Here is a 25,196-nt window from a genome sequence, read left to right as displayed (position 1 = left end):
AGGATCAAACTCTCCATAAAAGAAATTTGATTAGCTCAAATTGTTTTGCTGGCATCAATTTTGATGTCCAAAATTTTGTTTTGTTCACTAGTGGAAGCTAGCTACTAAAAACTTTATTGATTACGTTTTGCTGTTCAGTTTTCAAGGTTCATGTTTTGCTTTGTTTTAGCTTGTCACCGTGGCGACTTGTATAATACTACACCCCTTTTTTAAAAAGGTCAACACTTTTACAGAAAAAAATTTAACTTTTTTATTAATCCAGAAAAACTTCCTATATTAATAACTATATAATATTTTGGGTTTTACACGAATTGTTTCAATAGTACTACCGCAATCTAAAATATAATTCTATCATAGTTTCCTGATAAAAAATTAATAGATTTTTTAGAAGAACGAACGAAAAAACTCGGTATAAAAACCGAGTTTTAAAATGGGAAAAAGAATGGGATGGCTGTCATCATAACAATAAACATAACAATCTGTAACGGAATACCTATTCTTACAAAATCCATAAATTTGTAGCCCCCTGCTGTCATTACCAGCGCATTAGTAGGCGATGCAATTGGTGTAGCAAACGCCATGCTTGCTGCTACTGCTACTGCAATCAGAAATGTTGTTGGACTAACATCCATTGCAATCGCAGCACTCATTGCAATAGGTGCAAACAATACAGCAGTTGCCGTATTACTAATAAATTGACCAAAAACGGCTGTCAAAATATAAACACCTATGAGCACTCCATAAGGTCCAAAATCACCAAGGGCATTGATGATACCATCAGATAAAATAGCCATGCCTCCTGTTTTTTCTAATGCTGTTGCCATTGGTAGCATTGCGGCCACCAGCACAATGCTTTCAAAATTCATATTGCTATAGGCATCTTCCATATTTCTTAAACAACCTGTTAAAATCATTAGAACTGCACCAATCATTACAGAAATAACGGCTGGGAAAATTTCGAATGCCATTAAAATAATCATGAACAGCATAATAATACCAGCAAGACCAGCTTTACCTGTAGCAGCCGCTACACTTGCATGTTCCTTCGGCTGACCGACAACTACGACATCCTGGGTCTCTCTTGCTAACAAAAGAATTTCATCCCATGCGCCTTGTACTAATATAGCGTCTCCAAATTTCAATTTGTGCGAAACCATATCTTGAAGCTTATATCCACCTTTTCTATTAATACCAATAATGTTTAGGTTGTATTTTTCTCGGAAGCCTAGTGAGCTAACAGTTTCGTTGATAAAGCTTGAATTTGGTGTGAGCAAGACCTCTGCAATACCGAGATGTTTCGATACCAATTCATCGGCCTCCCCTTCTACTAACCCTTGCATCTCAAGATGATAATCTTCAACAAAACGGTGAATGTCCTCTTCTTCTCCCTGAACATACAGCTCATCCTTAGCATGAATAACACTTGTTGGACCTGCCATTTCTTGATAAGTCATCGGCAGCAAATTGATGCCCTCCTGTGATTTGCGATGAATTTTCATCATGCAAAGCATATACTTTGCTGGCAGCTTTAATTCTGCTAATGATGTTTCAATAATAGGAGATTCTTCTGGAACAGAGATTTTAAATAGACGATTATTTAAATCATACTGCTTAATGATTTTCTTCGGCGAAAGTTTATAGCCTTCATTTGTCTGGGTACGATTTTGTTCCTTAGGTAATAGGATATTGCGTACAAGCACTAAATAAGTAATACCCGCAATCATTCCAACAATACCAATAGGTGTTATTTCAAAAAAGCCAAGTTTGTTATAGCCTTTATCCACTAATAACTGACTAACAATTAAATTGGTTGGTGATGCAATTAGTGTCATAAGACCAGACAGACTTGCTACATATGAAAGTGGTAATAGAAACTTCGAAGGGCTGACTTTCATACTAATCGCTATACTTACAACTATTGGCATCATTAATGCTACAGTACCTGTATTACTCATAAAGGCACCGACAGAACCTACAATAATGAGCAATAATACAAATAATTTCAACTCACTATTGCCAGACCATTTAAGTAATAATTGTCCTGCCATTCCCGCAAGACCTGTACGTAAAATTCCTGCACCCACGACAAATAGCCCTGCAATCATTAAAACTACAGAGTTTGAAAAACCAGATAATGCCTCTGCGGGTGTTAGAATATCGGTAATGACAAATGCTAGTAGTGACACAATCGCTACAAGATCTGCTCGTATTTTATTGGTCACAAATGCGAAAATTGTTGTTCCTAAAATAAGAAATGTTAATGTAAGTTGCACATCCATGAATTCCTTTCTCTAACATTAATCATTATTATTGACAGCAAAAAAGTTTTATTTCTTTGCTATTTTTATTATAGCTTACGAGAGAGCATTTATGATAAAATTCACCATTTTTTCAAAATTAAAATAAGTGTGGCACTTAACCACACTATTAAAAAACATTAGTTATTTAAGATAAAGATGATGCTCTTTAATATAATCGTAACATGCATTAGGTAAGAGATATCTTGGTTCACCCCCCATCGCAAATTCTTCGCGAATGTAGGTTGAACTTATCTCCATAGCTAACCCCTTATCTATAAGATGAAATCTCCCATCATCATTATTTCTTAAAATCGGAGAACGACTAATCGTTGATAGCATATCAATTCCATGCCTTGCCATTACAATAAATTTATTTTCTGCTACCAACGCGTCCCCTTTCTTCCACAATCCAGCACCAATATCTACTAATAAATCTGCGCCCATAATAAAATGAATTTCATCCTCTGGGAGCTTTTCTCTAAAATATTTCATGGTGTCATATGTGTAAATATTCCATCCTTCTTGATTCATTTCATAGGAATCCGCAATAAAACGATCATCCTTAGCAATTGCTAACTTTAGCATATTCCAGCGATGATTATTCCCTGTTTTTATAGTTTTATCTTTCCGTTTATTCGAACAAGGCAAAAAAATGATCTTATCTAATTTACAGCGGTGCGCAACCGTGCTAGCTGTCCAAAGATGAACATTAGTAATAGGATCAAAGGATGAACCATAAATACCTATCCTCGCCATCATATCTCCCTCCTTCCGTTTTCTTTTACATTTAAGTATTCTTTCTGTAAGAAACCTTGTCTTTTATAGCCTGTATGCTTGCCATTTTATTGTCCCAACAAGCCTGACTTAGATCGACAGGATATTCTTCTGGGTTCAATGTTCGCTTGTACTCACACCATAACAGTTTTAAATTTTCCTTCGCGTATAATTGTATATCTTGAATAGTAGGTTCTTCATAAACAACATTCCCATTTTCTACGATGCTTTCATGTAACTCTATCGCTGTGAAATTCGTAACAAATTTACTGATATACGTATGAACAGGGTGAAACATTTTTAATCGCTCTATTTGCTGTATGTTTTCCCCATCTAATGCAATATAGTCACCTTCAGCATGACCATTCTCATTATTAACAATACGGTAAACACGTTTACGTCCGGGAGTAGTTACTTTTTCAGGGTTTGCTGAAATTTTAACCGTATCGACCATTTCTCCACTTTCATTTTCAATAGAGACTAACTTGTATACCCCACCAAGTGCAGCTTGATCATAGGCTGTAATCAGCTTCGTCCCGATTCCCCAAGCATCAATTTGTGCTCCTTGCGACTTTAAATGCATAATAGTATATTCGTCTAAATCATTGGATGCCATAATTTTCGCTTCCGTAAAGCCTGCATCATCTAGCATTTTTCTTGCCATTTTCGAAAGATAGGCTAGATCTCCACTGTCTAAACGGATACCAATAAAAGTAATCTGCTCTCCTAGTTCCTTTGCTACACGGATAGCATTTGGAACGCCTGAGCGTAATGTATCATAGGTATCTACTAAGAAAACACAGTCTTTATGTGCCGCTGCATATTTTTTAAATGCTGTATACTCATCTCGATAAGTTTGAATCATCGCATGTGCATGTGTTCCTGACACTGGGATACCAAACAATTTTCCAGCACGTACATTACTTGTTGCCGAAAATCCACCAATATAAGCAGCACGAGTTCCCCAAATTGCTGCATCAAATTCGTGAGCACGTCGGGTACCGAACTCCATCACGACATTTTCACCTGTCACCTGTTTTATACGTGATGCCTTTGTCGCGATAAGTGTTTGGTAGTTCACAATATTTAACAACGGCGTTTCAATTAATTGGGCCTCTGCCAATGGTGCCTCAATTCGTAGGATTGGCTCATTGGCAAAAACTAGCTCACCTTCCCTCATCGCCTTAATAGTTCCTGTAAACTTAAGATCCTGTAGGTACTGTAGAAATTCCTCTGGATATTTCTTCTCTTCTCGCAAATATTGAATATCACTTTGAGAGAATCTAAAATTATTTATAAACTCTATCACTTTTTTTAAACCAGCGAATATCGCATAACCATTGCCAAATGGAAGTTTTCTAAAATATAGCTCAAAAACAGCTTTACGTTGATGAACACCATCTTGCCAATAAGTTTGAACCATATTAATTTGATATAAATCTGTGTGTAACATGAAGCTATCATCTGCATATTTCATGTTCATCCCTCCATTCTATTTGGTCAAATAATAGTAGCACCAAGTGTTTGCTCGAAATGACTTAACGCCCACTCATGCCCTGTTTGATTAAAAGATGCCACAGCATTTTTATGAATTACAATCTTGAACCCTTTATTATAAGCATCTACCGCTGTATGAAGAACACAGATATCTGTACAAACCCCAATTAAATGAAGCTCAGTAATATCTCTTTCACGTAATTTCAAATCCAAATCTGTTCCTGTAAAAGCGGAGTAGCGTGTTTTATCTAGGTAATAGACATGATCCCGATCTTTATTTGCTTCGTATAACGCTTTTAAAGCTCCATATAAATCTCTTCCATTAGTATTTCGAATATTATGGGCTGGAAATAACTTTGCTTCAGGATGATAAACATCTCCTTCTTCATGAACATCTATAGCAAATACAGTAAACTCACCATTCACAATAAATTCCTTTGTTAATTCACAATTTGCCTGCTCAAGCAGCTGACCAGGCTTTCCACAAGTTAGAGCTCCATCTGCCGCAACAAAATCCATCGTGTAATCAATATTAATTAATGCTCGCTTTCTCATTATTTCAACACTCCTTTTCTTTAATTAGTAATAATTAAATTACAAATTACTATCATTAAAATAAACAGGAAAGACGGATCTTTCCTAATGGTAAATGGACTCAACAATTTCAAAATCATTAAATGTATATAGTTGTGAAGGCCTGAAAGAATTTCGTTTCGTTTTCTTCGGCTTCCCTTCCTCATCCAGTACCCTTTCGATAAAAGGTAGTTTGGGTACCTTTGTAAAGAATACGGAATCATTTGAAATTCGAGAATCTTCTCCAACTGTCAGAATTACTCGCTGTAATTCAGACAAAGTAAACTCTTGTGGTAAAAAATTTCTAGCAACTGTTGTTTGTATCATATCTCTTTTGATAAATTCTAAAGCATCGGTAATAATTTGGCGATGATCAAATGCTAGCTGAAGGGTAAATACCTCCTCAATATCAAATAGCTCCACCTCGGCAGCGTCATCGTTTGCCTGTCGTTGCTCAATAAATATTTCTGGAACAATGGCGTAAAAGGCATTTGAAATCATCCAACCACGAGGATCTCGATCAATTCCATCATAAACACCAAAATGTTGGATATGCAGACCGTCTACATTTGTTTCTTCTTTTAACTCTCTTTTCGCAGCGATATAAGCTGTTTCCTTTTGACTGGCATCTATAAATCCTCCTGGAAGCGCCCATTTGCCTCCTTCAATATTGGGATTTCTTTCAGCATCCATTTCTCCACGCTTGATGAGCATAATCTTTAGTGTCATATTCGGCGGTGCTTTTTCCTCTTTTTTTTCTGAGACAATTGTAAAAATAGCAATATCTGCTGTATAGCCATCAGGTGTTTGGTATTTTGAAGAATCATAGTTTGCAAGCACTTCTTCTTCACTACGGAATTTTGACATTGTATAACTCCTTTATTCCATCTAAGTAATTCGTAATTCTATAATTACTATTTAATAAAATAATACTCGTAAATACTAATAATTGCAACTCTTTTATAACTAAAATTAACCAACCAGTTGCCTATAAATCATTGACAATTGGTTGGCATTGTCATTATAAAGCCTTGCTATCAAAGCATTTCTGAGCTTGTTTTTGCTTGCATATGAAGAAGTAAATAATCTGGTCCACCAGCCTTGGAGTCTGTTCCTGACATATTAAATCCACCAAACGGCTGATAACCAACAATAGCACCTGTACAGCCTCGATTGAAGTAAAGATTTCCGACATGAAATTCTTCTCGAGCCTTTTCTATACGCTCACGGTTATTTGTAATCACTGCACCCGTTAAGCCATATTCTGTGTTGTTGGCGATTTCAATTGCATGATCAAAATCCTTTGCTTTAGTAAAGCCGACTACTGGTCCAAAAATTTCTTCCTTCATAATTCTTGCATCTGGAGAAAGATCAGCAAATACAGTAGGCTGAATAAAGTAGCCTATAGAATCGTCGCCTTTTCCACCTGTCAACAGCCTTCCTTCCCGCTTACCAATCTCAATATAATCCATGATTTTATTATACGCATTCTGATCAATTACTGTTGCCATGTAGTTTGAATAGTCAGTTGGATCACCTTGTGTCAATTCTTCTGTTAATGCTACTACACGTTCCAGAACTTGATCGTATACATCTTCTACAATAACTGCGCGAGAACATGCTGAACATTTTTGACCAGAGAAGCCAAACGCAGAATATACTATCGAAGTCGCGGCTAATTCAAGGTCTGCTTCTTTATCAACAACAATTGTATCCTTTCCACCCATCTCTGCGATCACACGTTTTATCCAAATTTGTCCATCATGTACTTTCGAAGCACGTTCAAAAATACGAAGGCCAACATCACGTGAACCTGTAAAGCTTATAAATCGTGTGTCTTTATGGTCGACCAGATAATCTCCCACTTCTGAGCCGCTTCCTGGGACGAAGTTTAGAACACCTTTAGGCAGACCTGCTTCCTCCATCACTTCAACAAATTTAGCAGCAATCACCGGAGTAGTAGAAGCTGGCTTTAATAATACTGTATTGCCAGTCACAATTGCCGCTACTGTAGTTCCAGCCATAATAGCGAATGGGAAGTTCCAAGGCGAGATAATAATCCCCACTCCTAATGGAATATAGTCATAACGATTAAATTCATTTGGACGGCTTTGAACAGGTGCGCCGTCTTTAATTAAAAGCATTTGACGACCATAATACTCTAAGAAATCAATGGCTTCTGCTGTGTCTGCATCTGCCTCCTTCCATGGCTTACCAGCTTCCTTTGTTAACAATGCTGAAAATTCATGCTTTCGGCGGCGAATAATTGCCGCAGCCTTAAATAAAACATCTGCCCGAAACTCAGCTTTCACTTTTTTCCACGTTTTGAATGCTTGAACAGCTACTTGCATAGCTTTTTCAGCTAGCTCTTTGTTCGCCTTCGATACACGTCCAATCACTTCTCTTTTATTGGAAGGATTGTAGGAAACAATCTTATCCTCTGTGGTAATTCGCTCTCCACCAATCACTAAATCATAATCTTGTCCTAAGTACCCTTCAACGGTTTGTAAAGCATTCAAATAATCTATTCGATTAGCCTCAACACTAAAATCAGTAAACGGCTCATGCTTATATGCTACTACCATATATACCTCCAATTATTGTTATCCACTCTACATATTGAGCTAGAAAAAATTATTATCCTTATCTTACTGGTACAACCAGCTCTGTTAATTTATTTTTAAGGTCTGCTTCAACACTAGATGAAGCATCTACTAACGGCACTGAAACTGAACCAACAGGTATACCAACTAAATTTAATGCAGCTTTTAAAGGCCCTGGATTTCCTTCTTTATATAACGTCTTCATTAATGGGAAAAACTTTTTATGCAGTTCTACTGCCTCATCATAGTTTTTCTCTTGAACTAAATCATAAATCTTCACCCATACATCTGGAATAAGATTTGAGCTAGCTGTTATTGCCCCTGGTGCTCCTGCAATAAATGAAGAAACCGCTCTGAAATCCTCTCCACAAAGAACGGAAATTTTATCGCCAACAGTTTGAAGTAGCTCAAGGACATCACCTATATTATCCGAGCAAACTTTCATTCCAACTACATTTGGTACATTTTCAACAATCTCTTTTACTGTATCATTTGCCAAATGAATGCCTGTTTTATAAGGGATGTTATAGAGGATAATTGGCATATCTAAACATTTATCAATCGCTTCATAATATTGGATAAAACCTTGTTTAGTCGGACTTACATAATATGGTGTCACAATCATTACAGCGTCCGCACCAGCTTGTTTCGCATAGTTTCCTAATTCCACATTGTCACCTAATCCTGGAGAAAGCAATCCTACTACTACTGGGACACGGCCATTGATAGTACTTAATGCAACATCAATAGCAGTTTTTCGCTGTTCCATATTGAGCGCAGCATATTCTCCTGTTCCACCTAATACAAGCAATGAATGGACATTATTATTTAGTTGATCCTCGATTAAATTTGCAAAGCTTTGTTTATCAACAGACCCATCTTGATGTAAAGGTGTTACTAACGCTGTCATAATTCCATTAAATTTCATTTTAAAAGTCTCCTTTAAATATTATTTATAAGCCTTTGCATTACCCAATACTTGTGGATTTACTACATTTCTTGATATTTTTCCATTTAACACAACACCAACTTCTTGTGTTATCGATTCAGAGCATCTATCTTTTGCCTCTAATGTATCGCCACCAAAATGCGGTGTAAAAATTACATTCTCCAATGTAAAAAGAGGGTTATCACTATTTGGAGGCTCTTGTTCTAAAACATCTAACGCTGCACCAGCTATTTTTTTAGTAACTATTGCGCTATATAGTGCTTGTTCGTTTATCAAAGAACCTCTCCCTAAATTAATAACAAATGCTGAATCTTTCATGAACTCAAATTGCTTAGCAGAAAATAAATGATATGTGCTTTTCGTTAGCGGCGCATGTAAAGAGATAAAATCGCATATTGGAAGAACCATATTTAAGTCATCGATTTTAACAACACCATGTAACTGCATCTCTGATTCTGTAACAAATGGATCAAACCCTAAAACATTCATATTAAATGCCTTTGCTTTTTTAGCTAAATCCTGTCCAACCCTCCCCATTCCCACGATTAACAGTGTCTTCCCATTCACTTCCATAGGAAAATAGGTTTCTCTATATTGCCATTCATTGTTTCTAACTTTAGAATCACTAATATTTAAGTTTCTACTTAAAGCTAAAATTGACATCATCGCATGCTCTGCAACAGACGTGTAATTACTGGACGGTGCATTCAATACGACTATTCCAGTTTCTGTTGCACTTGGAACATCTATATTATCTAGCCCGACTCCATGCATTCCAACTACCTCAAGGGAGGGGCAGCTTTCTAAAATATTTCTTGTAATTTTTTCTGTTCTAACAATAACTGCATGTGCCTGATGTTTGTTTATATAGTCTATAATGGTCACCTCTGAACCATTTGGTGCCAACACTACATTAAAATGATTGGTTAAGTACTCAACACCATTCGGTCGAATCGTTGGTTCAATTAATAGGACTGTTTTTGTCATGTAATTCCTCCACTAAAAACATAGTTATGATACTTAGTATACTAAGTTGATGTAAAAAAATTTATAGAATGGGAGTCTTTGTTTATCAACCTAAAGACTCCATTTGTTTTTATAATACTTTTGATAAAAATGCTTTTGTTCTTTCATGAGATGGGTTTGTGAATATGTCTCTAGGATTTCCTTCTTCCACTATATTACCACCATCAATATAAACAACTCGATCAGCTACTTCACGAGCAAATCCCATTTCATGTGTGACAATGACCATTGTCATCCCTTCTTGTGCCAATTGTTTCATAACCCGTAAAACCTCTCCAACCATTTCAGGGTCCAGTGCAGACGTAGGCTCATCAAATAGCATTACATGCGGCTCCATTGCTAAGGCTCTTGCAATAGCAACACGCTGTTGTTGTCCACCAGATAAATTAGAGGGATAAGCAGTTGCTTTTTCTGCTAAGCCTACTTTTTTTAACAGCTCCATCGCTTGTTTTTCAGCTTCTTCTTTCGTTTTCTTTTTGAGTCTTATTGGTGCTAATGTAATATTTTCTATAACTGTTTTTTGCGGAAACAGATTAAATTGCTGGAAAACCATCCCCATTTTTTGCCGAAGCTTATTAATATCAACGGTTTTATCCAAAATATTTTCGCCTTCTACAATAATTTCGCCACCACTCGGTTCTTCTAAAAGATTCAAGCATCTTAAAAATGTACTTTTACCTGAACCAGATGAACCTATAATACAAACAACCTCTTTTGCTGCAATCTCTGTGCTAATATTTTTTAGAACTTGTAAATCTCCAAAGGATTTAGATAGACTATTAACCTTTATCATGTAATAACAAACCTCCGTTCCATCTTAGTAGAAATAAGCGAAACAGTATAAATGGTGATAAAGTAGAATAATCCTACCATCGTTAATATTTCAAAGGATCTAAAATTCATCGCATAGATGGATTGTCCAACCATTGTTAATTCAGCTATTCCGATAACTGATAGCATCGATGTATCCTTAATTGCGTGCGTTAATTGATTCACAAATGATGGAATCATACGTCGTACAGCCTGTGGTAAAATGATTAAAGCCATTGTTTGAGCATAAGAGAAACCTAAGGATCTTCCTGCTTCCATTTGCCCCTTACCAATTGATTCGATTCCTCCACGGAAAATCTCTGTATTATAAGCTCCAATATTAAAGCTTATGGCAATCAGTCCTGCTGTAAAAGCCGAAAGATGTATATCCAAAGCTGTTGGTGCTCCAAAGTAAATAAATAATATTTGAATTAGTATTGGTGTTCCGCGAATAAGATTAACATATATTGCTGCAGGATATCGTAAAATTGCATACTTTGACATCCTCATAAAACACGCAATTAGCCCAATTATAAGTGAGAAAATTATTGATAAAATGGATATTAATAGCGTCATATATAACCCTTGCAGAAGATAAGGCAGTGCATCTGTCATAACTTTGAATGTAGTTTCCATAAAAACACCTCACTTCACATTAACTATGTTTATTTACCAAACCATTTTTCATGGATTTTGTCATACTCCCCATTTTCTTTAACTGTTTTTAAACCTGCATTAATCTTATCTGCTAACTCTTTGTTCCCTTTTTTAACAGCAAAAGCATGTTCATCGACTGTCATATGCTCTCCCACAATTCGGAACTTCACATTGTCACCATCTACTGCTAAACGATACTCAACTGTAGGGGAGTTAAGCACAAGCGCATCTGCATTCCCATTTTCCACATCTAAATACAGCGCATCTGTTTCTTTTAGTGGCTTCGCTTTTCCACCATATTTATCTGCTAATTCCTTTGCCTTTTCAAAAGTTGTAGAACCTTGTGTAGCAACAATTGTTTTTCCTTTTAAATCCTCAAAGGATTGGATGGAACTATCATTTGCTACAGCAAGCACTAATCCAGAATTTAAAAAGATATCTGAGAAATCTACAACTTCCTTGCGTTCTTCACGTATTAATAGTGATGAAGCGATATCTACCTGATTAGATTGTAAGCCTGGAATAAAGCCATCAAATTTCATCTCTTTAAATTCCAGCTCTAAATTTTCTACTTCTGCAACCGCTTGCAATAAATCATATTCGAAGCCAGTTAATTTACCATCCTGTTTAAAAATTAGAGGTGGATAGTTATTTAAAGCAGCTACGCTTACTTTTTCGCCACCACCGGTACCCGCTTCAGAGTTGCTATTACTACACCCCACGAGAATTATGGACAACAACCCAATAGTCCCCAATACAAATAACAACCTTTTCATCTTATTCATTACGTCATCCCCTTTACTCGCATTTATTTTGTTAATTCTGATAATAGCGAATAATTAAATATTAAGTTATAGCACTAAGGATGTCAACAACTTATAATACTAAGTATCATAATAATTTAAATCCTTAATTTACCAATATCAAACGGGATGGTTAATTCATAAGTATCTAAAATAAGAATAGTACTTCCAATTTTTTGTATTTATATAGAATATATTTAAATCCATAGGAACCTTATTTTCTGCATAAGATATTCTTGTCCCTTTTAACACGGCTGTTGTATCTGGTATTTGCAAAGCACCTGCAATATAAGGAGTCGCAATAACCGCCTCTATTTCATCCTCTACTTCAACGATATCGATATTGACTTGCTCTTTTAGTAGTTGTTGTACAGAAGAAATTGCTGTATTTTCTTGATAAACATTAGAGGGTACTACAGGGCGGATATAATGCTCTAAAAAAAACATTGGTTGATTGTTTAAATATCGAATTCTTTTTAAATAAATGATTTCTGTATCCTCTTCTAGTTTTAATAACTTAGCAAAGTGTGGATTGACCACCTTTTTAATTTCAATTGTCCGTACAGATATTTTTTCCCAATCGTTTGAATAATGGTTTCTAAAGCCAGACATACTAGTCCATGTTTGTTTTGGCTGTTGGTTGCTGACAAAAGAACCCTTCCCTTGAACTCTATGAATTATTTTGTCATTTTCAAGCTGCTTTAGCGCATTTCTTACTGGTGTACGGCTTACATTGAATATTTTTTCCAGTTCAGCCTCTGAAGGTAAAATATCTCCAACAAGATATTTACCCTCTGCTATTTCTTGCTTAATTGTGTCATAAATTTTCTGATATGCAGGTTTCGTTTGAATAATCATCTACCCCACTTCTTTTTAGAATATAATACCCTATAATTCATTATTTTTACAAATACTTATAATACTAAGTATCCATAAAGGTATACTTTTATACTGAACATGGTACATTAATAATTATAGTTATTTTTTAATTTTAATCATTAAAAAAATCCCTCCATTAGTAAACTGAAGGGATTAATACATCTTATTATTTGTAAAAAGGGAACGTACTTAACCAATGCTCCATTTTTTTTATTAATTTAAAAGAATACCATCTCGCACAACAATTCGCCCATTTTTAATAACAGTATTTGTATGGTTCATGCCATAGAAATATTGTAGTTGTTTGTAGTTAGCAACATCTAAAATAACAACATCAGCTTGCTTTTCTGCCTCAAGTGAACCAATTTGATTGCCTCGATTAATTGCATATGCGGCATTAATCGTTGTCGCAGTTAATACTTCCTCCAACGTCATTCCCATATGCATACAAGCTAAATTCATGATAAATGGTAGACTCATTGTTGGCGATGATCCAGGATTAAAATCTGTTGATATCGCTACAGGTACCCCTTCATCAATCATTAGACGCCCCCTTGCAAACGGTGCACGTAAGAAGAATGCAGTTCCTGGCAACAATACGGCAATCGTACCCGCCTCAGCCATTCGTTGAATACCCTCATCAGAAGCAACCAACAAATGCTCGGCTGAAATTGCTCCTACCTCTGCAGCAAGCTCTGCTCCCTTATACGGCTCAATTTCATCAGCATGAATTTTTGGTGTTAAACCAAGTGCTTTTCCAGCCTCTAAAATACGCTGTGATTGCTCCGGTGTAAAGACGCCTTTTTCACAAAATACATCATTAAATTCAGCCAGTTTTAGCTCCGCTACTTTTGGTAGCATGTCATGGATCACAATATCAACGAATTCATCCTCACGCCCCTTATAGTCTCGCGGTACTGCATGTGCTCCCATAAAAGTACTAACGACATCAATATCATGAGTTGCTTGTAATTTTTTGGCTACCTCTAGCTGTTTCTTTTCCGTTTCCCAATCCAAGCCATAGCCCGATTTTGCTTCGACTGTTGTGACACCATGCTTTAAAAATACATCTAAGTGCTGCATCGTCTTTTCATATAAATCTTCAAAGCTAGTTTCACGTGTACGCTTTGTTGTGGCGTGAATCCCGCCACCTGCATTCATAATTTCCATGTAGGTAGAACCATTGAGTCGCATATTAAACTCTTGCTCGCGTGTTCCACCATGCACTAAATGTGTATGACAATCCACTAAGCCAGGCATCACAATCTTGCCAGTAGCATCAATAATATCTGCTCTTTTGACTAAATCAGGGAAATCTACTGCCAGCTGTTCAAATGCCCCAACAGCTATAATACGATCTTCCTCAATAAGAATACTACCATTTTCAGCGACCTCAATTTCTCGCATTTGTTCCTTCGTGCGTGGTCCTTGGACATTACTTTTTAATGTAATGACTTCATTGGCATTTTTGATTAAAATGGTCACTTCTCATCATCCTTTAACATTGGTATATGCACACCTTTGTTTTTTGCTGTTTCAATCGCAATGTTATAGCCTGCATCCGCATGACGGGCAACACCCATCCCTGGATCTGAAATTAACACACGAGCAATTTTCTCTGCAGCAAGCTCTGTTCCATCTGCTACTAACACTTGACCTGCATGCTGGGAATAACCCATTCCTACACCGCCACCATGATGAACACTTACCCAGCTTGCACCGCTCGCTGTATTAACAAGGGCATTTAAAATCGGCCAATCTGACACAGCATCTGAACCGTCCAACATTCCCTCTGTTTCACGATTTGGCGATGCCACTGATCCTGAATCTAAGTGATCGCGACCAAAGACAATCGGTGCTGATAATTCTCCATTCGCGACCATTTCATTTACTTTTAATGCAAAACGGTGACGATCTCCATAGCCCAGCCAGCAAATACGTGCCGGTAGCCCTTGCCATTTCACCATTTTTTGAGCCATATTAATCCAATTGACTAGACCTTCATCCTCAGCAAACATCTCTTTTGCAAGTGCGTCTGTTTTATAAATATCCTTAGGGTCTCCTGAGAGCGCTGCCCAGCGGAATGGCCCTTTTCCTTCACAGAACAGTGGACGAATATAAGCCGGTACAAAGCCTGGGAAATCAAAGGCATTTGTTACACCCATTTCTTTGGCATATGCTCTAATATTATTGCCATAATCAAATACTTCTGCACCAGCCTCTTGGAACTCTAGCATTGTACGAACATGCTCTGCCATCGTTTCCTTCGCTTTTCGCTCATATGTTTTCACATCGGTTTTGCGAAGCTCTAGCGCTTCCTCAAATGTCATGCCGTTTGGTACATAGCCATTGATTGGGTCATGTGCAGATGTTTGATCCGTCACAAAATCTGGAATAATCCCTCGATTCAGCAGCTCACGATTAATGTCTGCACAGTTACCAATAAGACCAATAGAAGCTGGCTCTTTTTGATCACGTAATTTATTGACTAATGCAATCGCTTCGTCCACTGTCTCCACGATGTAATCACAATAACCTTCTTTTATTTTACGCTCAATGCGGGCACGATCCACCTCTACAACTAGAATCACAGCACCCGCCATTTTCCCAGCTAATGGCTGTGCACCACTCATACCGCCCATACCGCCTGTAAGGATGAATTTACCGCGTAAATCCGCAGTGCCAAATACTTTTTTCCCTGCTTCTACGAATGATAAATAAGTGCCTTGTAAAATTCCTTGAGCACCAATATAAATCCAGCTGCCCGCAGTCATCTGACCATACATCATTAAATCTCTTTCTTCTAATTCATAGAAGTGATCCCAATTTGCCCATGCAGGTACTAGATTCGAATTGGCAATTAATACACGTGGAGAATGCTCATGTGTACGAAACACAGCTACTGGCTTCCCTGACTGAATCAGAAGCGTTTCATCATTCTCTAATACTTTTAAAGAAGCAATAATTTGTTCATAGCTTTCCCAATTGCGAGCAGCCTTACCAATACCACCATAAACAATTAGTTCATCTGGATTCTCTGCTACCTCTGGATCGAGATTGTTCATTAGCATACGCATTGCCGCTTCTTGTGTCCAGCCTTTACACGATAAAGTCGTTCCCCGTGGTGCACGAATATTTGTTGTTGTTTTCATAACGATCCATCCCCTTAGATTTTATTTAGATAATTCCACTAAATCATCGCTATCTAATAAATATTTCGCTAATGCCTCAATTTCATCACCAATTGGTTGATCCGCTAATAACGGTGGACAAAATTCACGCACTTTTTCTAGGTATTTTCGTGTTGTCGGTGATAATTGCTCCTCTGCTTGATCTAAATGAATAGCCTGTGACGCACAAATCATTTCTATTGCAATTACTCGAGCAGCATTATGGACAATTTGTCGAACTTGACGAGCTGATGTTGTTCCCATGCTTACATGATCCTCTTGGTTACCAGACGTTGGAATAGAATCCACACTTGAAGGATGTGCTAACACTTTATTTTCAGATACAATGGAAGCTGCTGTATATTGAGCAATCATTAAACCACATTCTATACCAGGATTTGTGGCTAAAAATGGTGGCAAGCCTTCATTCAATTGTGGATTTACCATTCGTTCTGTTCGGCGTTCAGAAATATTAGCCCACTCACACACACCAATTTTTAAGAAATCCATTGCTAAGGCAATTGGTTGACCATGGAAATGTCCCCCTGATAATACCTCCCCATTTTCTAAAACAATCGGATTATCTGTCGTTGCATTCATTTCTGTTTGCACACGATCTTGAGCGTAGAAGAATGATTGCCAGGAGGCACCGTGTACCTGTGGGATACAGCGCAATGAATAGGCATCCTGCATACGTATCTCACCCTGCTTTGTCACCCGTTTACTTCCATTTAGCCACTTACGGATTCTTCCACCTACCAGCTCTAATTCTGGATGTGGCCTTACTGCTAAAAGCGCTGGATCGAAAGCTGATGTGATCCCCTTTAAGGCCTCTAGTGTTAAACTTGCAGCCATATCCGCTGCTAGCCCTATGCGTTCAGCTTCGTTAACGGTTAAAACACCAATACCTGTCATTGCTTGAGTGCCATTCACAAGCGCTAGCCCTTCTTTCGCCTGTAGTCGAACAGGTGTTAATCCAGCTTTCTCTAATGCCTTACCGCCACTCAGTACCTCTCCATTAAACTCAGCCTTACCCTCACCTACAAGCACTAAAGCCAGATGCGATAATGGTGCTAAATCTCCACTGGCTCCTACTGAACCCTGAGACGGTACAATCGGATGCACACCCTTATTAATAAAATCCACTAATAGTTGGACTGTTTCCTGACGAATACCTGAAAAACCACGCGCTAAAGCATTGGCACGCAGAACCATCATTGCACGTACAACATCTGTTGGAAACGGTACACCAACACCTGTTGCATCTGAGCGCAATAAATTTAGCTGTAAATGCTCAATATCTTCCTCTTCAATTTTTATATTACTTAGTTTTCCAAATCCTGTATTAACACCATAAATCGTTTGCCCTTCAGCTAAACGTTTTTCAATACGCTCTCTACTTAAACGGATACGCTCCATACTTTCTGTAGATAGCGTTACCGTTGCATGACCTTTAACAATTTCCTCTATTTGCTTTCTAGTTAATGTATTGCCATCAAGCTCGATGATTGACTTCATATGACATCCCCCTATTCCCTTTATGGCTATGTAAAAATATTTTTAATCCATTAACTCTTTTCACTTTCACGCTGAAAACGATTTCTGCAAGAAGATTAATGGAGATTACTCTATTTACATTGTACTAACTACTTTTTTCAGAAAATAGAGAATTTTAATGCAAGAAACATGATTTTCTTCAGATTTTTATGTTATTTTTATGAATATAATCGTACTTTTTTACGAAACAAGATTATTTTACGAAAGGTTGATTGTGATGAGGCTGTTATTAATAGATAGAGATCCTGCTGAGCTTTCTGGTATTCGCTGGTTTTTACATACGTATTTTCCCGGAGATGTAACAATTGAAATGTGTACGATTATGTCTGAGGCACCTCAAAGCATCCAGCAATTCGAGCCTGACGCAATCCTATTGAATATTGATTTATTCCCAAATAATCGTTTAACTGCTCTAAATCATGTTTTTCAGAAATATTCTGGGGCGATCTTAGCAATAACTACAGAGCCCTTATTTAAAAATGCCTTAAAAGCCATTAATTTACAGGTGCAGCACCTTTTTGTAAAACCCATTGATTTAGAAGTATTAAAGCAAAAGCTTGCAACTCTCTCTCTTCGTACACCACAAGAATTTAATGCTGTTGAGGAGGCTACAGACGAATCCTTTTATTATCAGTTATTTATAGATAGTAAGCCTAGCTCCATAGAGACGGCTAGACATTTTACAATGATTGAGCCTGAGCATTCAGAAACATTAAGCAAGCTATTTAACTGGCTACAACAAACAGCAATTCACTATCATATGCAAGTCTACCCATTATCTGATAGTATTGTCTGCTTATTTCAAACAAATGATATAAAAATCGTGGAAAAGGATGTACGAACACTGTTAAAGGAATGGCGTTTAACAAGCAATAGCTCTTTAAATATTGGGATATATGATGGAGAACCTACAACTCTTAAGAATATGTATATCCTCACAAAGCGTGCCCTTCATCAAAGCTTTTACGAGGGGTTCGGGCATATTTTTTATGCAAGTAAACAATTTGAAACTCAGCCATTTGATCCTTTGTTAACACCAGAGGAGCAGCAATTACTAATTAGTAGTTTGGAGGAAGGCAATCTTGAAGCCGTTAAAACATTTTTATATCAGCTATCCAATGAAGGAATTTATTACGAGCAAGATGACTTACGTATTCATTTAACTAGTGTCTTAGCTCAAATTCGCCGCTTCATGCTGAAGTATAAATTGCATGAGAAAGCTGCTATTGAGCAAAATTACCGACAGCTTTTTCATTTAATTATCGAACATCCTATTTTTTATACCATACTAAATGGCATCATTTTATTTACACAAAGGCTTATTGAGCTGGCTCGTGAGGCACGAATGGAAAAAAGAACAGATTATGTAGAGCTGGCAATAGAAATTATCTATCAACAGTTTCAGGATAGCAGATTATCTTTACCCTTCGTTGCCCATAAATTAGGGATTAGTCCCAATTATTTAAGTACGATTTTTTCGAAGAAGCAAGGATTGCCCTTTAAGCGCTACCTACAACAGGCTCGAATTCATAATGCTACAAAAATGCTTGTGGAAACAGATTTTGCTATTAGCGAGATTGCACAATTAAATGGTTTTGAAGATCCAAATTATTTCATTAAAATTTTTAAACAGCAGATAGGCATGACACCCAATCGCTATCGAAAATCCTATTAATGAATTTTCATTTAGCATACCTTATTTTCAATTCTGTCTAAGAAAACAGTGATTTATTTACATTATATTTAATATACAAGCATTTTGATTCATCCCTATAATTCAGGAATGATATTTCAATAGAATGAGTTTGCTGGATGTTTTAATTGAGCACGATAGAGAAAAAATCAATGAAAAAGCTTTTATTTTCCCTTTCGTACTCCTAATAATGTTTTGAAAAGCACTGTTTTGGGTAGTGAAATTATGCATAATTCTACTTCTTTACACATATAATAATAGTTTATATCTTACAATAAAAATTCTTTAACGATAATTATTATAATGTACTAGCAATTCTAGTTTATATTTGTTATAGTTATTGATGAAGAGTTTGACTCACAATTTTTTTCAGGAGGTAAACTATTATGACAAACGCAAATGATCGTAGCCGTCGTTTTACAACAGCAGGTGGTGCTCCAGTAGTAAGTAACCATGACTCCATGTCAGCAGGTCCAAGAGGTCCTCTGTTACTTCAAGATGTATGGCTAGTTGAAAAATTAGCGAACTTCAACCGTGAAGTTATTCCTGAGCGTCGTATGCACGCAAAAGGTTCAGGTGCATTTGGTACTTTCACTGTAACGCATGATATTACTCAATATACAAAAGCAAAAATCTTCTCTGAGATTGGAAAGAAAACAGAAATGTTTGCACGCTTCTCTACAGTTGCAGGTGAACGCGGTGCAGCAGATGCTGAGCGAGATATTCGTGGCTTTGCCCTTAAATTTTATACAGAAGAAGGTAACTGGGATTTAGTTGGTAACAATACGCCTGTATTCTTCTTCCGCGACCCATTACACTTTACAGATTTAAATCACGTGGTAAAACGTGACCCACGTACAAATATGAAAAACTTAAACTCAAATTGGGATTTCTGGACTTCACTACCAGAGGCTCTTCACCAAGTCACAATAGTGATGTCTGACCGTGGTATTCCAGCTGGTTACCGCAATATGCATGGTTTTGGTTCTCATACGTATAGCTTTATCAATGCTGAAAATGAGCGTGTATGGGTAAAATTCCACTTCCGCACAGAGCAAGGTATTAAAAACTTAACAGGTGCTGAAGCAGAGGAAGTAGTTGGTAAAGATCGTGAATCGTCACAACGTGATCTATATGGTGCTATCGAGCAAGGTGACTTCCCTAAATGGAAAATGTACATTCAGGTAATGACTGAAGAACAAGCTCGTGAACTACCATATAATCCATTTGATTTAACAAAGGTATGGTATAAAAAAGATTTCCCATTAATTCCTGTAGGTGAATTCGAATTAAATAAAAACCCAGACAACTATTTTGCTGAGGTTGAGCAAGCAGCATTTGCACCGTCTAACATTGTTCCTGGAGTTAGCTTCTCTCCAGATAAAATGTTACAAGGCCGTATCTTTGCATATGCAGATGCACAACGCTATCGCTTAGGCGTGAACCACTATATGCTTCCTGTAAACGCACCAAAATGCCCATTCCGTACTTTCCATCGTGATGGCGCTATGCGTTTTGACGGCAACCTTGGTTCAACATTAGGCTATGAACCAAACAGCTATGGCGAATGGGAGCACAACTTAGACTATAAAGAGCCTGAATTACGTATTGATGGTAACGCAGGTATCCATGACTTCCGTGAAGATGATAACAACTACTTCGAGCAGCCAGGAAAACTATTCCGCCTAATGACTGCTGAAGAACAACAACGCCTATTCGAAAATACAGCAAATGATATGGCACCTGTTGAAGAGTTCATCAAACGTCGCCACATCCTTCACTGCTATTTAGCTGATCCAGCATATGGTGAGGGTGTAGCAAAAGCAATGGGTCTTTCATTAGAAGGTATGGATCTTACTAACCCATACGTAAAACAACCAACTAACGTTTAATTTTTCCATCTATTATTGATATCCAAATCCAACTTTAACTCCATGTGAGCAACATTTCACGTGGAGTTTTCTATTCAACGAAAAAGGTTTGTGCCTAAATAAACACAAACCTTTCATGACAATATTATTGATAAATCTGACTGCCTGCTTTCTTAAATTCCTCAGCCTTTTCCTGCATTCCTTGATGTATTGCCTCCGTCGTATTTACATCTTTTTCTTTTGCATAATTACGAATATCCTGGGAGATTCTCATACTACAGAACTTGGGCCCACACATTGAACAAAAGTGCGCAGTTTTTGCTCCCTCTGCTGGTAATGTTTCATCATGGTATTCAACTGCACGCTCTGGATCTAAAGAAAGGTTGAATTGATCGCGCCAGCGGAATTCGAAGCGTGCCTTTGAAAGCGCATCATCTCGCTGCTGTGCTCCAGGATGCCCCTTCGCTAAATCAGCCGCATGTGCAGCAATTTTATACGTAATCACCCCTACACGAACATCCTCTCGATTTGGTAAGCCCAGATGCTCTTTTGGTGTCACATAACATAGCATTGCCGTACCAAACCATCCAATCATTGCAGCACCAATAGCTGATGTAATATGGTCATAGCCTGGTGCAATATCTGTTGTCAGTGGTCCTAAAGTATAGAAAGGAGCCTCCTTACACACCTCTAACTGCTTGTCCATATTTTCTTTAATTAAATGCATTGGCACGTGTCCTGGTCCCTCCACCATCACCTGTACATCATGCTTCCATGCAATCTGTGTTAATTCACCTAACGTTTCAAGCTCTGCAAACTGAGCCTCATCATTGGCATCTGCAATCGATCCAGGACGTAAACCATCCCCTAATGAAAAGGCAACATCATATGTTTTCATGATTTCACAGATTTCTTCAAAATGTGTATATAAAAAATTCTCTTGATGATGATATAAGCACCACTGTGCCATAATTGAACCTCCACGTGACACAATGCCTGTCACACGATTAGCTGTTAATGGCACATAACGTAATAGTACACCCGCATGAATCGTAAAATAATCAACACCCTGCTCTGCTTGCTCAATTAACGTATCACGATACACCTCCCACGTTAAATCCTCAGCCACACCATTTACCTTTTCAAGCGCTTGATAAATTGGCACTGTTCCAACTGGCACCGCGGCATTACGGATAATCCATTCACGTGTGGTATGAATGTGCTTTCCAGTCGATAAATCCATAATATTATCAGCGCCCCAGCGTGTTGCCCATGTCATTTTCTCTACCTCTTCTGCAATAGAAGATGATACTGCTGAATTCCCAATATTGGCATTAATTTTCACATGAAAATTACGTCCTATAATCATTGGCTCAGCCTCAGGATGATTAATATTAGAAGGCATAATTGCACGCCCAGCTGCAATTTCAGAGCGAACAAATTCAGGGTCCATATTTTCGCGAATAGCTACAAACTCCATTTCCGGAGTAATTACTCCTTTTCGTGCATAATGAAGCTGTGTTACATTTCTATCTTTTTTTGCACGTAGAGGTTTTCTAGATAAATCAGGAAATATATTTTCTTTTATACGTGGATCATCAGCTATGCGGAAACCATTATCCTCTGGTTTAATAGTACGCCCGACATACTCCTCCACGTCTCCTCGTTCTCTAATCCATTCACTTCGCAACGCTGGTAAGCCCTTCGTAATATCTACCTTATAGGCAGGGTCAGTATATGGACCGCTCGTATCATACACATGAACTGGTGCATTTTCCTCTTCTCCAAAGCTTCCTGTCGTTGGACTTAATGCAATTTCACGCATCGGCACTAAAATATCTGGTCTTGATCCCTCTACATAAACCTTTTTGCTCCCCTCAAAGCTCGACATAATGGTAATGTTCTTTTCGCTAACTGTTGTCATGACCTACTTCTCTCCCTTATAGAAAATTCATACAAGGACCGAATCTAGCTCACCCCAAAAAATAAAAAGCCGAATCCAAAAATTTTTGGATCCGGCTATGATTGTATAAGGTATAATTATCGCATTGTAAAGAGCTCGCAATAATTTCTTAACTTTCCCACGCTGGTATGAGCCAGATCAGGTCCAAAGGGTCAAGAAACCTCTATGCGTTTCCCTCTCAGCCTGACTCATCAGACTCCCCTAGTTAATGCTATTAAGTTTGATGCTAGTGTAACAGATATTGCTAAGAGATGGAAGCTTCATCACTATTTTTCCTTTAGAGTTTATATTTTTGCTTCATAAACTCTAAACGCTTTACCTGCTCCGTTAATTCATGAATCGTTCTACTTAGCTGACTCAATGATGATTCTTGCAACTTTGATGCATCGGCTACTTCTTTTGTTTCCAACAAGACAGCCTCGGATGCCTCATTCGTTTGCTCTAATGCCGATAAAACGACGTTCGTGTTTTTGGACATTGTGTTTGTAACCTCAAAAACATTTTGAACATCTTCCTCAACTACTTTTACTGCTTCAAACAAATGATCCAGCTCATTACTAATGGCCATCACTAAATGAGCTCCTTCTTTAACTTCAACAGTACTATGGTCCATTTCTTTTAACACAGTCTCTGTTACTATTTTAAATTCATATATATGCTGACGAATATCCTCAGCTGACAACTTCGTCATCTCGGCCAGCTTTTTCACCTCTTCCGCGACAATAGCAAAGCCTTTACCATGCTCACCTGCTCTCGCTGCCTCAATCGCCGCGTTTAATGCCAATAAATTTGTTTGATCGGCAATATTTTGAATAACACTTATCATTTCTTCGATTGTACTATATCTTTCACCAAGAACATTCACATTATTTGCCGTATGAGTTACCAAATCTGCCACGTCATTCATACGATTCGTAATCATTGCCGCTTCTGATTGACTTTGCTTTACAAGATCGGCTGTATTGGAGGAGCTTTTCATAACGGAAGAAACAGATGCTGAAATCTGCATAATTCCTGACGTCATCTCTTCGATTGTTTTAAAGGAATGTGTCGCTAGATCTCTTTGTCGATCTACACTCTCCTCTATCCCTCCTGCACTTTCAATGAGCTTGTTACTTGAGTGCTGCACATTATTCCCTACCTCCTGTAAACTATCAGTTGCCTTAGAAATATCTGTGCCAATCCCCGATAGATTAGAGATAATTTGATGCATAGATTGCATCATTTCTTTAAATTTGCTACTAAAATCTGAAATATCATCATTTGACTCAAAGCTTATTTCATCCAATATATGTTGAGTTTCTGCCATATTTCCATCTGTAAAGGCTATTGTTGCTCGTTTCATGATAAATATCGGCTTCAGTGATTTTCGCATATACAAATACAATGTCGTCATCATAACGACACTCAATAAAATGACTATGCCTAAAAGAATAGGCAAGTACTTCGATACAGCAGATTTTTGAATGCCGTAAATAATGGAGCTCTCAATATCTAATCCAACATATGCAACAATTTCACCATTTTCTGCTCTGACAGGTGCATAAGCAGAAATAAAATCTCCCCACCCCTCTACAGAAACAAACTCACTAAAGCCATCCTCATTATTAGAAATTGTTTTTACAACACTTTCATACGGTATATCCTCCATAATATCTCCAATTTGGTAGGTTTCCTCACTATTTAAATCTCCTGCATCCACCAGCACCATTGATTGTTTACCATCAGGTGTTCCCTTGAACACATAGATATACGTTACATAATTGGTTTTCAGTATTGTTGTCAGCTCCTTCTGTAAATCAAGATACAGTGAACGGTTATCTGGATTTGTAACTAGCTGCTCATACCTCTCTGAATCAAGCTGTCCCACAACATTTCTTGCTAAAATCATACTATTCTCTTTTAATGCCAACTCCACTATGTTTTTTGTACTCTTATAGACAATAAGCCCAAGAGCAACACTAAAAGCAACCATAATAACTATTAATAAGATGATGAATTTCTTCCATAACTCTATTCCTTTACGCAAAGCTATGAACGCCCCTTTCAATATTATGATTAAACACCTATT

Annotated in this window: 19 protein-coding genes and 1 riboswitch; of the genes, 2 read left to right on the top strand and 17 right to left on the bottom strand. The window is 37.5% G+C overall.

Translation table 11 applies throughout. From position 1 onward, the window contains the following. Positions 1–425 precede the first annotated feature (425 nt). The 15 genes from AC1RNS_RS18555 to hutH form a co-directional block, all read right to left on the bottom strand. On the bottom strand, positions 426–2,279 hold the full coding sequence (locus AC1RNS_RS18555) for an SLC13 family permease (RefSeq protein WP_492994803.1): 1,854 nt from the start codon (positions 2,277–2,279) through the stop codon (positions 426–428). 162 nt (positions 2,280–2,441) lie between these two features. Beyond that, positions 2,442–3,056 carry a nicotinate (nicotinamide) nucleotide adenylyltransferase gene (nadD, locus tag AC1RNS_RS18550; protein ID WP_492994807.1) on the bottom strand — a complete coding sequence of 205 codons (615 nt, stop codon included), beginning with the start codon at positions 3,054–3,056 and terminating at the stop codon, positions 2,442–2,444. A 31-nt stretch (positions 3,057–3,087) separates the two neighbouring features. Beyond that, on the bottom strand, positions 3,088–4,557 hold the full coding sequence (locus tag AC1RNS_RS18545) for a nicotinate phosphoribosyltransferase (RefSeq protein ID WP_492994801.1): 1,470 nt from the start codon (positions 4,555–4,557) through the stop codon (positions 3,088–3,090). Positions 4,558–4,574: 17 nt separating this feature from the next. Beyond that, a complete protein-coding gene (locus AC1RNS_RS18540; protein WP_492994799.1) occupies positions 4,575–5,126 on the bottom strand; it encodes a cysteine hydrolase family protein in 552 nt (183 codons plus the stop codon). An 84-nt stretch (positions 5,127–5,210) separates the two neighbouring features. After that, positions 5,211–6,011: an NUDIX domain-containing protein gene (locus tag AC1RNS_RS18535; RefSeq protein WP_492994797.1), complete on the bottom strand. Its 801-nt coding sequence runs from the start codon at positions 6,009–6,011 to the stop codon at positions 5,211–5,213. 170 nt (positions 6,012–6,181) lie between these two features. After that, positions 6,182–7,729: an L-glutamate gamma-semialdehyde dehydrogenase gene (pruA, locus tag AC1RNS_RS18530; RefSeq protein ID WP_492994795.1), complete on the bottom strand. Its 1,548-nt coding sequence runs from the start codon at positions 7,727–7,729 to the stop codon at positions 6,182–6,184. A gap of 58 nt (positions 7,730–7,787) precedes the next feature. Then, entirely contained in the window at positions 7,788–8,675 is an 888-nt protein-coding gene (dapA, locus tag AC1RNS_RS18525; protein ID WP_492994794.1) for a 4-hydroxy-tetrahydrodipicolinate synthase, read from the bottom strand. A 21-nt stretch (positions 8,676–8,696) separates the two neighbouring features. Continuing rightward, on the bottom strand, positions 8,697–9,683 hold the full coding sequence (locus AC1RNS_RS18520; RefSeq protein WP_492994792.1) for a hydroxyacid dehydrogenase: 987 nt from the start codon (positions 9,681–9,683) through the stop codon (positions 8,697–8,699). A gap of 109 nt (positions 9,684–9,792) precedes the next feature. After that, positions 9,793–10,515 (bottom strand): amino acid ABC transporter ATP-binding protein, encoded by a 723-nt coding sequence (locus AC1RNS_RS18515; RefSeq protein WP_492994790.1) that lies wholly within the window; start codon positions 10,513–10,515, stop codon positions 9,793–9,795. Continuing rightward, positions 10,512–11,168, bottom strand: coding sequence for an amino acid ABC transporter permease (locus AC1RNS_RS18510; protein WP_286927221.1), 657 nt, complete (start codon positions 11,166–11,168; stop codon positions 10,512–10,514). The genes AC1RNS_RS18515 and AC1RNS_RS18510 overlap by 4 nt, the downstream gene beginning before the upstream one ends. A 29-nt stretch (positions 11,169–11,197) precedes the next feature. Next, on the bottom strand, positions 11,198–11,974 hold the full coding sequence (locus tag AC1RNS_RS18505) for a transporter substrate-binding domain-containing protein (RefSeq protein WP_492994788.1): 777 nt from the start codon (positions 11,972–11,974) through the stop codon (positions 11,198–11,200). A 156-nt stretch (positions 11,975–12,130) separates the two neighbouring features. Next, positions 12,131–12,850, bottom strand: coding sequence for a GntR family transcriptional regulator (locus AC1RNS_RS18500; RefSeq protein WP_492994786.1), 720 nt, complete (start codon positions 12,848–12,850; stop codon positions 12,131–12,133). Between the two features lie 234 nt (positions 12,851–13,084). Further along, positions 13,085–14,356 carry an imidazolonepropionase gene (hutI, locus tag AC1RNS_RS18495; RefSeq protein ID WP_492994784.1) on the bottom strand — a complete coding sequence of 424 codons (1,272 nt, stop codon included), beginning with the start codon at positions 14,354–14,356 and terminating at the stop codon, positions 13,085–13,087. After that, positions 14,353–16,023 carry a urocanate hydratase gene (hutU, locus tag AC1RNS_RS18490; protein ID WP_492994782.1) on the bottom strand — a complete coding sequence of 557 codons (1,671 nt, stop codon included), beginning with the start codon at positions 16,021–16,023 and terminating at the stop codon, positions 14,353–14,355. The genes hutI and hutU overlap by 4 nt, the downstream gene beginning before the upstream one ends. Positions 16,024–16,044: 21 nt before the next feature. Beyond that, entirely contained in the window at positions 16,045–17,559 is a 1,515-nt protein-coding gene (gene hutH / locus AC1RNS_RS18485) for a histidine ammonia-lyase (protein ID WP_492994781.1), read from the bottom strand. Positions 17,560–17,815: 256 nt separating this feature from the next. Between hutH and AC1RNS_RS18480 the strand changes: the two genes are divergently transcribed. Together AC1RNS_RS18480 and AC1RNS_RS18475 are read left to right on the top strand one after the other, a co-directional pair. Then, the gene (locus tag AC1RNS_RS18480) at positions 17,816–19,273 is read left to right on the top strand and encodes a helix-turn-helix domain-containing protein (protein ID WP_492994779.1); all 1,458 of its coding nucleotides are present in this window, start codon (positions 17,816–17,818) and stop codon (positions 19,271–19,273) included. 404 nt (positions 19,274–19,677) lie between these two features. Next, the gene (locus AC1RNS_RS18475; RefSeq protein ID WP_492994778.1) at positions 19,678–21,183 is read left to right on the top strand and encodes a catalase; all 1,506 of its coding nucleotides are present in this window, start codon (positions 19,678–19,680) and stop codon (positions 21,181–21,183) included. 124 nt (positions 21,184–21,307) lie between these two features. Here the strand turns inward: AC1RNS_RS18475 and thiC are convergent, their stop codons facing one another. After that, a complete protein-coding gene (gene thiC / locus AC1RNS_RS18470) occupies positions 21,308–23,086 on the bottom strand; it encodes a phosphomethylpyrimidine synthase ThiC (protein WP_492994777.1) in 1,779 nt (592 codons plus the stop codon). 137 nt (positions 23,087–23,223) lie between these two features. Then, a riboswitch (TPP riboswitch) is annotated at positions 23,224–23,338 on the bottom strand. A gap of 64 nt (positions 23,339–23,402) precedes the next feature. Then, positions 23,403–25,154, bottom strand: a complete 1,752-nt coding sequence (locus AC1RNS_RS18465; RefSeq protein ID WP_492994776.1) for a methyl-accepting chemotaxis protein — start codon at positions 25,152–25,154, stop codon at positions 23,403–23,405. Positions 25,155–25,196 lie beyond the last annotated feature (42 nt).

The sequence above is a fragment of the Lysinibacillus sp. GW821-FHT14F06 genome (assembly GCF_058803665.1).
The sequence above is the reverse complement of the archived record's forward strand: the minus strand, read 5'-3'. Positions and strand labels throughout refer to the sequence as shown.